This is a genomic window from Acinetobacter sp. 809848 (assembly GCF_000581275.1).
Classification (GTDB): Bacteria; Pseudomonadota; Gammaproteobacteria; order Pseudomonadales; family Moraxellaceae; genus Acinetobacter; species Acinetobacter pittii.
In genome coordinates this window covers 36,825-43,771 of sequence record NZ_JEXG01000034.1, presented here as the reverse complement: position 1 = coordinate 43,771, position 6,947 = coordinate 36,825, and the positions used below count along the sequence as shown (strand labels likewise).

General features: G+C 38.4%; 8 protein-coding genes, 3 tRNA genes and 1 pseudogene. 7 read left to right on the top strand and 5 right to left on the bottom strand.

Going from position 1 to position 6,947, the window contains the following annotated elements:
* Window positions 1–634 (top strand): 4'-phosphopantetheinyl transferase family protein (locus J536_RS19805; RefSeq protein WP_032063710.1); only part of this gene is annotated, 634 nt, incomplete at its 5' end.
* Between the two features lie 167 nt (window positions 635–801).
* Here J536_RS19805 and J536_RS19800 read toward each other — a convergent pair.
* From J536_RS19800 to J536_RS19790, 3 genes are all read right to left on the bottom strand, one after another.
* A tRNA-Gly gene (locus J536_RS19800) sits at window positions 802–877 on the bottom strand.
* 45 nt (window positions 878–922) lie between these two features.
* A tRNA-Gly gene (locus J536_RS19795) sits at window positions 923–998 on the bottom strand.
* Between the two features lie 45 nt (window positions 999–1,043).
* Window positions 1,044–1,119: transfer RNA gene (locus tag J536_RS19790), tRNA-Gly, on the bottom strand.
* 230 nt (window positions 1,120–1,349) lie between these two features.
* Here J536_RS19790 and J536_RS19785 point away from each other — a divergent pair.
* The 5 genes from J536_RS19785 to J536_RS19765 all read left to right on the top strand — a co-directional run bounded on the left by J536_RS19785 (window position 1,350) and on the right by J536_RS19765 (window position 4,183).
* Window positions 1,350–1,658, top strand: coding sequence for a BolA family protein (locus J536_RS19785; RefSeq protein ID WP_002114074.1), 309 nt, complete (start codon window positions 1,350–1,352; stop codon window positions 1,656–1,658).
* An 11-nt stretch (window positions 1,659–1,669) separates the two neighbouring features.
* On the top strand, window positions 1,670–2,062 hold the full coding sequence (locus J536_RS19780) for a SirB2 family protein (protein WP_005071964.1): 393 nt from the start codon (window positions 1,670–1,672) through the stop codon (window positions 2,060–2,062).
* A 76-nt stretch (window positions 2,063–2,138) separates the two neighbouring features.
* Window positions 2,139–2,981: a ParA family protein gene (locus tag J536_RS19775; protein ID WP_005071966.1), complete on the top strand. Its 843-nt coding sequence runs from the start codon at window positions 2,139–2,141 to the stop codon at window positions 2,979–2,981.
* A 10-nt stretch (window positions 2,982–2,991) separates the two neighbouring features.
* Window positions 2,992–3,378: a hypothetical protein gene (locus J536_RS19770; RefSeq protein WP_005071968.1), complete on the top strand. Its 387-nt coding sequence runs from the start codon at window positions 2,992–2,994 to the stop codon at window positions 3,376–3,378.
* A 214-nt stretch (window positions 3,379–3,592) separates the two neighbouring features.
* Window positions 3,593–4,183 (top strand): LysE family translocator, encoded by a 591-nt coding sequence (locus J536_RS19765; RefSeq protein WP_005071969.1) that lies wholly within the window; start codon window positions 3,593–3,595, stop codon window positions 4,181–4,183.
* Window positions 4,184–4,191: 8 nt separating this feature from the next.
* Here J536_RS19765 and J536_RS19760 read toward each other — a convergent pair whose 3' ends face one another.
* The gene (locus tag J536_RS19760) at window positions 4,192–4,833 is read right to left on the bottom strand and encodes a DedA family protein (protein ID WP_005071971.1); all 642 of its coding nucleotides are present in this window, start codon (window positions 4,831–4,833) and stop codon (window positions 4,192–4,194) included.
* A gap of 194 nt (window positions 4,834–5,027) precedes the next feature.
* On the opposite strand from J536_RS19760, the pseudogene J536_RS19755 reads away from it, so the two are divergent.
* Window positions 5,028–5,463, top strand: a pseudogene (locus tag J536_RS19755) (DoxX family protein).
* Window positions 5,464–5,530: 67 nt separating this feature from the next.
* Here the strand turns inward: J536_RS19755 and J536_RS19750 are convergent.
* A complete protein-coding gene (locus J536_RS19750; RefSeq protein ID WP_170815250.1) occupies window positions 5,531–6,748 on the bottom strand; it encodes a DUF445 domain-containing protein in 1,218 nt (405 codons plus the stop codon).
* Between the last annotated feature and the right edge of the window lie 199 nt (window positions 6,749–6,947).

Genomic DNA, 6,947 nt, shown 5'->3' with positions numbered 1-6,947 from the left:
TCCTCATGCTGCACGACTTTTCTTAATTTCTCGTGTGTTAACGAAGTCTGTTTTAGCAGATAAGTTGGGTATTTCACCCCATGAGGTCAACATTCAATTACAACCTAACGGCAAACCTTTTATACAAGGTAGTAAAGCTGTTTATTTCAATCTTAGTCATTCAGCAGACGTTATTGTTCTTGCGGTGACTGAAAAAGGAGAAATAGGAGTTGATGTTGAACGGCTGGACCGTGAGTTCGATTGGATGCGTGTCGATAGTGTGTTAGCGCCAAGTGAAATTGAATGGATTCAGGAAAATGAAAGGATTGATCCATCCACTGTATATCAACGGTTTTTTCAAATATGGACCTTAAAAGAATCCTATATTAAATGTACTGGCGAAGGAATGAGTCGTCATTTAAAGAAGCTCAACTTTCATGTGTTAGCTGAACATATAGAGTTTCTCGATTCAACTCGTGATATTCAAAAGGCAGAAGAATATTATTTCCAAAGCTATGTCTATGATCATAACTTCATCTTTTCTATCTGTTTACAACAAAGATGTAGTCTAGAGCGCTTTAACTTGGATTGTTTTCAATCATTACCCTTTATATCTACGCATCGGATAACACCAATACCCTGCAAATATAACTAGATTAACTCGAAACAATTACTGGTTTAAAAATCTGAGTCTATCAATGAAATACTCGGCCTTGAGCTGAGCTATTCTCAGAATGAATATGCTGTGAATCGATAGAACGTAAAATCATGGGTCGATAAAAAGAAAAAAGCCCCAGTCTTTCGACTAGGGCCTTTTAAATTTGGAGCGGGAAACGAGACTCGAACTCGCGACCCCAACCTTGGCAAGGTTATGCTCTACCAACTGAGCTATTCCCGCATATATAAGCAGTTTTTACTAAAACTTTCTCAAAAAAAACCAATTTGGAGCGGGAAACGAGACTCGAACTCGCGACCCCAACCTTGGCAAGGTTATGCTCTACCAACTGAGCTATTCCCGCATATATAAGCAGTTTTTACTAAAACTTTCTCAAAAAAAACCAATTTGGAGCGGGAAACGAGACTCGAACTCGCGACCCCAACCTTGGCAAGGTTATGCTCTACCAACTGAGCTATTCCCGCGTGCCGCTTATAATACATTAAGCAAAACAAGGGTCAACAACTTTATGCAAATAATTATGCTGATTGCATAAAATAAAAACAGAAATGAGCATTTAGCGGTATTTTTATTGTTAAGTTGCCGAATAAATAGACATTTTGTTTGAAGTCAAAGCATACAAGAGCAACTTTTGTTTGTGTGTAGACAAGGTATACTAGGTGCAAATATACGAATAATCGTAAAAGGAAAAGCTATGAGCCTTGAACAACAGTTGATTGAACGGTTACAAACACTTGCACCTAGCCATTTGGAAGTGATCAATGAGTCTGCCGGGCACGGTGGTTATTTTCCAGGTAAGGAATCTCATTTTAAAGTGATTATAGTGAGCGACGAATTTAATGGATTGCGTTTGGTTCAACGTCATCAAAAAGTATACGCGTTAGCTTCTGATTTGATGAATCCAGGCCAAATTCATGCTTTAGCGATTCATGCTTATTTGCCAAGTGAGTGGCAAGGTCAAGCTCCTGCTAGCCCAGAATGTGCACATGCACCTAAAAGCTAAGGGTTAATTTCATGGATGCACATTTACTCACTAAAATTATTCATATGACTGCAGTAGCTGCCGCACTTATGGTCTTTGTTTTACGCGCTTCAACTCTGTTTATAGGTGTTCAAGGTGAACAACCCAATCCAGCAGGGCGTAAAGTATTAGTTGCCTTACAACATTTGTCATTTACCGTGGTTTTCATTACGGGTGCAATTTTGTTAGTCATGAAAGACTTTCAAGTACAACCGTGGTTTTACGCTAAAATTATTCTATTTTTAGTGTTGTTATCTTCCCTGATGAAAGCCTTTAAAAAAGATGACACTCTTTTGTTGGCACAGCGTCGTGCAGGTTTGGTCATTAGTGCGATTGCATTTATTGCTATTATTATCTTAGTGATTGTGAAACCTGTTTTTGCTTAATTGTTCTACATTCTTTGCCTTTTTGATTAAGCTCTAGGTTAAACTGCGTACAGTAAAATAATATGCAGAGGGAAACATGTTAACTCGTGTGGTGTTTAACCAAAAAGGCGGTGTAGGGAAATCAAGTATTACTGTAAATTTGGCTGCAATTAGTGCCAAACATGGCTTAAGAACATTGGTGATCGATCTTGATCCTCAAGCCAATTCTAGTCAGTATCTTTTAGGTGACGAAGCAACCTATTCTGCTGAAAAATCAATTTTAGAGCCAAATATCGAAAATTTCTTTGATGATGTGTTGGGCAACAATCAACAAAAGGGTTTAATCGGTAACGCATTAGGTTCAATTTTAAAAGCTCCAAGAAATAAAGATCTCGACAGTTTTGTTCATTCAACTCCTTTTGCAAAATTAGATGTGCTTCCAGCAAGTCCTACACTTGGCGCGCTTGAACATGCGCTTGAAAGTAAACATAAAATTTATAAATTACGTGATTCGATTCAAAACTTAGTTGGGCGATATGACCGTATCTATATAGACACACCACCAGCGTTTAACTTTTTTACTCTCTCTGCTCTGATTGCGGCAGATAAAGTACTCATTCCTTTCGACTGTGATGTTTTTTCAAAGCGTGCGTTACAAACATTGATTGAAAATGTTCTCGAAACGCAAGATGATCATAATGATCGCTTGGAAATTGAAGGAATTGTGGTGAATCAATTCCAATCCCAAGCAAAATTACCTCGGGAAGTGGTTCAGCAGTTAAAAGATGAAGGGTTGCCTGTACTCAATAGCATGTTACCGCCTTCGATTTTGATGAAAGAATCGCATCAGAAAAATTTACCTTTGGCCCATTTGGCACCCGAACATAAATTGACTCAAGCTTATGAGACATTGTTTGGTGAGATTGAGCCAAAACGATAAGAGAAAAATGATGAAAGGCTTATATATTGCGCCTTTGGTGGCAGCCACTTTACTCCTTGGCGCTTGTGCTACAACGGTAAAACCGACTTATGTGTCTCCGACACAATATCAATCTTTGAGCTGCCAACAGCTACAAAGTGAATATAACCGTATTCAGCAATATATCGACAATGGCGTGCAAACTCCAAAAAGTACAGGTATGGGTGTTGGTCTTGGACTCGGTGGTGGCTGGGGACGAGGTGGTTGGGGATTCGGTCCATCTATTTCTGTAAATATGGGACAGTCTTCTTCAACGAAAAACACCGAACTTTCACGTGTTTTAGGCCAACAAGAAGCAATTGTTCAGGCTGCTCAGTTCAAGAATTGTCCAATAATTGTTCGTAAAAAGGCCAATTAATAGTCAGCTTTGCATCACAATATGCTAACTAAGGCATGTTGTGATGAATAAAGTTTAGCAAAATGTTTCATAATAAAATTAATATAAATAAGTGGTTTATCAATTTTTAAGCTTCCAAAATTCTGTATTTTCTGTAATCAAAAAGCCTTATAAACTTGCTATATTTTGCCTGTTTCGTTTAAGGTGGCCCCATCTTGGATATTATGGAAACTTTATGATTGAGAGTTGGTTTTTTGTATTGGCAATGTTGGCTGTTTTGCTCATTCCAGGGCCGACAAATGCTTTACTTGCAACCGCTGCTCATTCTCAAGGTTTATCTAAAGCGTTTTGGCTTATTCCTATGGAATGGTTAGGCTATGCCTACGGTATTAGCTTTTGGGCTGTGTTTATTCATTTGGCAGCACCAGTTTGGCCTGCGTTATTGCTCATTTTACATATTACAAGTGTGGCATATGTGTTCTGGATGGCATTCCGATTATGGAAAACCACCCATTTACAACAATTTAGTCAAACTCACCGTAACATTCGCCCACGTCAATTATTCTTCTCAACCTTAAAAAATCCGAAATCCTTACTTTTTGCTGCAGGTATTTTCCCTGCCGAAACATGGAATTCGCCTGAAAATTGTCTAATAGTATTTGGTGTTTTTACATTGACGCTCATTCCAGCTGCGAGTTTCTGGATGATTTTTGGACGTGCACTATTAACGGGCCCAGTACAAAAAATAAAAGCCGATCATTTATATAAAGGATCGGCTATGTTGCTTATTTTATGTATGCTTCCAGTGGTATTCCGTTTCTTCTAAATTAAGCCTTAAGCATTGGTTTTCCGGCTTTTTAGCTTTTCACGTATAAAGCCGATGATGCCCGGTAAAACGCTAATAATAATGATGCCAAAAATAAGATGAGTGAAGTTATCTTTAACGATTGGCATATTTCCAAATAGATAGCCCAACGCCACAAAAGAAGCGACCCAACAAAATGCCCCAATCACATTATAAGTTAAGAAAAACTTATAGTTCATGCTGCCAGCACCCGCAACAAAAGGGGCAAAAGTACGGGCAAATGGAACAAAGCGAGCAAAAATAATTGTTTTGCCACCATGACGAGCAAAGAATTCTTGAGTTTTAATTAAATGCTGCTTATTAATGAATCGTGAATTCATTTCAAATACACGTGGACCGATAAAACGACCAATATGGTAGTTCACTGTATCGCCTAAAACGGCAGCAATGAAGAGTAGAGCACCCAATAACCATGGATCCATCGCACCTGTAGATGCTGCTAAAGCACCAGCTGCAAATAGTAAACTATCTCCTGGTAAAAACGGCATAACCACTAAACCGGTTTCGACAAAGATAATTAAAAATAAAATGCCATAAATCCACGTCCCGTAATTTGTAATAAACTCGGCGAGATGTTGATCAACGTGTAGAATAAAATCAAGAAGTTCCATGAGATGATTAAGTGGTAAACCGTGCTCAAATCCTAGCAGTGACCCTATAGAAAGTCAGTATAAAACATCAAAAATATACAAATTGATCATCCTGTTTGTGCAACGATATATATGGATTTTGAGTATTTAATTATCAATGTCCCAAACCTAGAATGAGCTCATCAATAAATAAGCATTTAAATAAAGGTGGCAAAATGTTTAATCCAAATGTAGTGGTCAAAAATATCGTAACGCAATCAGGCGCGGACAGTTTTATTAGTCTTATTGCTCGTCTTCTTATGGCTTATATCTTCCTTGTTGCTGGTTGGGGGAAAATTACCGGTTATGCAGCAACTGCAGGATATATGGAAGCAATGGGTGTACCAGGTGGAATTCTTCCTTTAGTTATCTTGGTTGAGTTTGGTGGTGGTTTAGCCTTGTTATTTGGTTTCCAAGCACGCTTTGCAGCTTTCGGTCTTGGTATCTTCAGTATTTTAACCGCATTCTTGTTCCACCAAGGTGGGGCTGATGCAGCGGCACAATACAATAATGGCATCCACTATGAAAAACTTAGCAATGGCAGGTGGTTTATTCTTCCTAATGCTTCATGGTGCTGGCCGTATTAGTTTGGATCATGCAATCGAGAAATAATATTCAAGACAAAATAAAAACCGGATGAGCAATTCATCCGGTTTTTTTTATTTCTTTATTTTAAAAATTAAAGCATAAATTGGATTTGCAATTCACCAACCACGAAACCAAGAACTGCGCCGACTGCAATCAAGGCCCACTCATCTTCTTTAAATGCAGGACGTAACATCCCTTCAAATTCAGAAGGTGTTAATTTTTGCATACGTTCAATGAGTGTGCTACGAATATTCATTGCATCTTCTGCATAAGACTCTACATATTTCATCGTCTCTGGAAGCTGTTGCATAATACGTTCAGCAACTTGTGATTTCATATTCTGATATTTTTCTCCGCCAATTGCATATACAACTAACGGACGAATAACCCCAGCTTGCATATCAATTTCTTGTTTGACATGGCGGTTAACCAGATCAATAACACGCGCAGAATGTGTACCCGAAAATAACTCTTCCATCATGTGACGTGAAGTTAAAAGCTGTTTAGAAATTAAAGCTGCATAGTCAGCTGCAACTTCATTTTGACGTTTAATAAACAGACCTTGCCATGTGTAACCCAATATCTTTTTGGGATAAAGTGGTCTAAACATCATTTGCAGTGCAATCCAGTCACTGAAGAAACCCACAAAACCACCAAACAAAGGTAGCATCCAAGGATATTTTCCTTGAGTGACAATCCAGCACAGCATCTGAACCACACCAATACCGAAGCCAAATACGAAACCTACATTACTGAAAAATTTAAATTCTTGTTTCCCTACACGTTTAAAAATATTGTTGAGCAAACGTTTATCTTTAAGCAAGTTGCTGATAACAAGATGTTTAATATCAAAGTATCGATTCACATCACGTTGTACTTCGCTCATGATGTGTTCAACAATTTCTGGTGCTTTGGATTGCACACGACGGATGAGTCTTTGGCGAGCAAATTCTGGCATGCCTTCCCATAAACCAGGCTGATACTCTTGAGCAACGTCACGGGTAATATCTTCAGCCGCTGCAAGTAGGGGTTTTTCTATTTCTTTGGCAATACGTTTAGGATCTAGGCGTGCAAAAATTTCTTCAGGCTTAATGAGCTTTGCTGTCATGAGCTCAACAGCAATGGTTGCCATTTTCTCGGCTTTGCGAGGCACAATGCCTTGCCAACCCAAAAATGGTTTAATACCTTTAAATTCAAGTGGTGAAAACATCATCTGGATGGCGACCACCTTGGTGATATAGCCAATTAAACCACTCATAAAAGGAATAGAGACATACAACCAAAAATGTTGCTGGAAATCTGCAATCATAGTTTGAAGCATTGTTGTTCCTTAGATTTCTATTGATTTTGATAGGGGGCAACAAGCCATAAAAATGGATAATTGTTTAAGCACAGACAAATATCGCTTATGGTATTTACCTTTCCATGGTAATGCCTGTTTTATCGGCTCATCTTAACATCAAATCCAAGACGATGTTGCATAGAATGTGATGAATTTATCAATACAC